This is a genomic window from Gilliamella sp. M0320, from assembly GCF_016101635.1.
GTDB lineage: Bacteria > Pseudomonadota > Gammaproteobacteria > Enterobacterales > Orbaceae > Gilliamella > Gilliamella apis.
Genome location: NZ_JACFQD010000017.1, coordinates 1 through 4,119, shown reverse-complemented (window position 1 = coordinate 4,119; position 4,119 = coordinate 1). Strand labels below are relative to the sequence as shown.

Annotated in this window: 2 protein-coding genes; both read left to right on the top strand. The window is 40.4% G+C overall.

The genetic code is table 11. The features are described from left to right. On the top strand, nucleotides 1–1,283 hold a 1,283-nt coding region (locus H3T83_RS11270; RefSeq protein ID WP_198215799.1), incomplete at its 5' end, for a hypothetical protein. A gap of 1,234 nt (nucleotides 1,284–2,517) precedes the next feature. Further along, nucleotides 2,518–3,906: a hypothetical protein gene (locus H3T83_RS11265; protein ID WP_198215798.1), complete on the top strand. Its 1,389-nt coding sequence runs from the start codon at nucleotides 2,518–2,520 to the stop codon at nucleotides 3,904–3,906. Nucleotides 3,907–4,119: the final 213 nt, after the last annotated feature.

Sequence of the window (4,119 nt, the reverse complement as noted above, 5' to 3'; positions counted from 1 at the left end):
CTTATTTAACCTTTGATGGTGGTCGTACCCGGGTAACAAATACCGCAGCGCTACTCGGGATATCCCTTTCTGATGGTAGAACATTTACTCCCACAACCAATAATTCAAGAGACAATCCTATCATTTTACCTGTTGATGGTCAGAGTTTTAATGATATTGGTATGTTAGTACCAACGGATACTAATTCTATTGCATTAAGTTCACTTATTGGCACACCGTATAATTATTGGGGGGATGATGATGGCGATGGTCAGGGAGTTAATGGTGTCACCGCTACCGGTAGTTTAAATTTATTGATTGTTGATAAATACGGTTTTCGTGTTGCCCGTAATGAAGTACTGACTATTTGTAAAGCGCCATATAAATTAACCTTATCAAATACTGAAGGTACATTAACAACACGTTATGGAGTACCTAATGAAAGTCGTTTTAGTGCAAGTAATGCCACTTATTATATTAATCCTAAGACCGCACCAGTGATTTGTTATATAACTCCTCAACCATTACGACGAAGCAATTCAACCAATGTAGAGGAATGGGAGACGGGTCTTTCTGCTGACGTTTATGACTGGATTAAGGATAGTTTTCTACCACAGTCAGTTACGCCATCGTCTTATGGTTTAAACTTCCCGACTACTGGTGCTCATAATTTGTCTTTTGATTTATGGTTTGGTGGTGTTAGTCAAGCCTTATCTTGGGCTCCGGTTTCTCATGGTGGTATTACTGCAACGATGACCGATTCAACAAGTACCGGCGTTCGAGTCACCCTAAGGGGTCCTTTTGCTAGAAACTCGGTAACTAATCCAGGTAGAGTCAACAGACCATCTTTACCTCAGTCATTTGAGTTAGTGGGTCGTGATAGCAGTGGTAATGCTGTGGTCAAATATGGTTTTGTGTTAAAGCAATGGTTTATTATTGTACATCCTAGCTTTGGAGTAAGCTCTACTACTTTTAATGATGCATTATCTTGGTGTAATAAGACGGGATACCATCTCCCAAAGGTCAAGGATTTAACTAATGCGCGTTGTGGGTCTGAGGAGGGATGTCAAAGTGCAACGCCTTCGTCACCTGATTATATGATGCGGCGTCATATTGGTACAGGATTGTTCACGGAATGGGGGCCAGCCTACAGTCTCTTCGCTTATGACCGCGAATATTATACAAGTGAGTTGACGAGTAATGGAAGGAATGTCTTTTCTGTTGGCTTGCCGGAGGGTTATTTGCGTTTAGTGAATAATTCTACCGGCCACGACGGTTACAGCATACTCTGTACCTATCCTTAGCTATTATTTCTTAGTTCTTAGTCCTTGAACTAAAGAGCTAGGTATAAGAAAAATAACGTTAGAGCGATAAAAACGATTTTGTGGTGCGACATCCGCAATGTGCTGACAACTGAGTGAGGTTAGCATGGCAAACAGGGATGTTTGGCAAGGAGCGTTAACAGCGAAAGAAGGCGGAAGGCAGTCACATCGTGACCACTTGCGTGGTCGCCGCGGGAGATTGTAAAGAGGGTTGGCGGCAACCCTCTTAACTCGGACGTAATCACCGTATAGAACTAGCCACCAAACAACAAAACGTCCGAAACTAAAACAACCAAAAAATTTTGAGGAAAGGGGTTTTTAAAGCCTAAAATCCCGTCCAAGTTTCCCCGAAATTGGTTTTAAAACTAAAATTAGCTTGCTATAAACATAAGAGTTTATTTTGGCAAATAAGTTTGGTGTATTTCATTTAGCGACATTCGCAATGTGCTGACAACTGAGTGAGGTTAGCATGGCAAACAGGGATGTTTGGCAAGGCGGTGCTTTGTCAGGAACAAATCACAGCCGGTGTGTTAAGAACGAACGAAGACGGAGGGCAGTCACGCAGTGACCACTTGCGTAGTCGCCGCGGGAGATTGTAAAGAGGGTTCGCGCCAACCCTCTTAACTCGGACGTATTCACCGTATAGAAATAACCACAAAACAACAAAACGTCCGAAACTCATCAAACCCAAAAAATTGAGGAAAGGGGTTTTTGAAACGCAAAATACCTTCTAAAAACGATTATAAAATTGTCAAAATCAAAAACCTAATCTGCAAATTATTAATATTAAAAATGGTGATTTTTTAAGAGGGGATAAAGGGGATATTATTTCTAATAAACAACAAATAACCGATGCTATTTTCGAGTTATCAGTGTTCTTCTTTACAAAAGTTAACAATTAAACCGCCAAAAAAAGTTGCATGGTTTTTTCCAATCACTATACTTTTATAGCATATTTATACGAATGGATAAATTTCATGCCATTAGGCTTAAAATTTTAAATAAATCATAAAATTGGATTGACAAGGACATCTGATATGGATTATAATTTTCAACACGCAACACGCAACACGCAACCTGCCCAACCTATAATTTCACCTTTCTAAAGTTAAGCTCACATCGTTTATTATTTCACTGCAGTTTATTATTTCGGCAATTTCCGAAATTTCGGCAAAATTTTTCAAAATTTCTTAATTTAGCCTGTTTACCTCGGCCGATGGTTTTGGTATTAACTGTGGTTGTTTTACAGTCTATCTCTTTTGCTAATTATGCATTAACCACTAAAACGACCAATATTATTTATGGCTCAGCCCCTTATTTAACCTTTGATGGTGGTCGTACCCGGGTAACAAATACCGCAGCGCTACTCGGAATATCCCTTTCTGATGGTAGAAAATTCACCCCAGCAACCAATAATTCGAGTTTAGCCAATCCTATCGTTTTACCTGTTGCTGGTCAGAGTTTTAATGATATTGGTATGTTAGTACCAAGGGATACTGATTCTATTGCATTAAGTTCACTTATTGGCACACCGTATAATTATTGGGGTGATGATGATGGCGATGGTCAGGGAGTTAATGGTATCACCGCTACCGGTCGTTTATATTTATCTATTGCTGATAAAGACAATAATCCTGTTGCCCGTAATGAAGTGCCGACTATTTGTAAAGCGCCATATAAATTAACCTTATCTAATGGTGAAGGTACATTAAAAACACGTTATGGTGTGCCTAATGAAAGTCGTTTTACGGCAGGTAATGCCACTTATTATATTAATCCTAATATATCATCGCCAGCGATTTGTTATGCAAGACCTAACTTAGGGGGTAGAGGTCTTTCTGCTGCCATTTGGAACCCTGATAAGGGTTTTCTAACCCAGTCAGTTACGCCGTCGTCTTATAGTTTAAACTTCCCGACTACTGGTGCTAATAATTTGTATTTTGATTTAGATATTAGTGGTGTTAGTCAGGCCTTATCTTGGGCTCCGGTTTCTCATGGTGGTATTACTGCAACGATGACCGATTCAACAAGTACCAGCGTTCGAGTCACCCTAACGGGTCCTTTTGCTCCATCATCGCAATGGCAAGTACAATATCCTAGAGTCGCCAGACCACCTTTACCGCAGGTATTTGAATTAGTCGGTCGTGATAGCAGTGGTAATGACATCGTCAAATATGGATTTGTGTTACGGAAGTGGTTTGTTAATCGTAGTAATTATGTAAGTACGGGTTTTAAACTGTCAACTTGGTGTATTTCTGCGGCATACGCTCTCCCAAGGGTCAGGGATTTAGTTAATGCGTCTTGTCCATGGCGTGTTACCAAACCTTTGAAGTGTGGAGATTTTGTAGGGGTATATTCTACGTCTGCGTCACCTGATAATAGATCTAGACGTCACATTGGTGCAGGATTTTTCTCGGAATGGGGGAGGATGGACTATTACACTGGAGCCAACTTCTTCCGCAACATCTATTTGACGAAGACTATGAGTAGTAGTAGTGATAATGCTAACCCTAATAGTGTTCTGGCCGTTAAAGATAATTCTACTCTTGTATTCGGCACTAGTTTTGAAACAAGGACCCTCGGAATCTGTGTTTATCCTTATTAGCTATTATTTCTTAGTTCTTAGGTATAGAAGCTGAGGATAAAAAAAATAACGTTAGGGCGATAAAAACGATTTTGTGGCGCGACATTCGCAATGTGCTGACAACTGAGTGAGGTTAGTATGGCAAACAAGGATGTTTGCCAAGGCGGTGCTTTGTCAGGAACAAATCACAGCCGGTGCGTTAAAAGCGAACGAAGGCGGAAGGCAGTCACATCG

What these genes read in the sequence shown, in the direction of transcription:
- H3T83_RS11265 (WP_198215798.1), top strand. Translation starts at nt 2,518, where the DNA reads ATGGTTTTGGTATTAACTGTGGTTGTTTTACAGTCTATCTCTTTTGCT.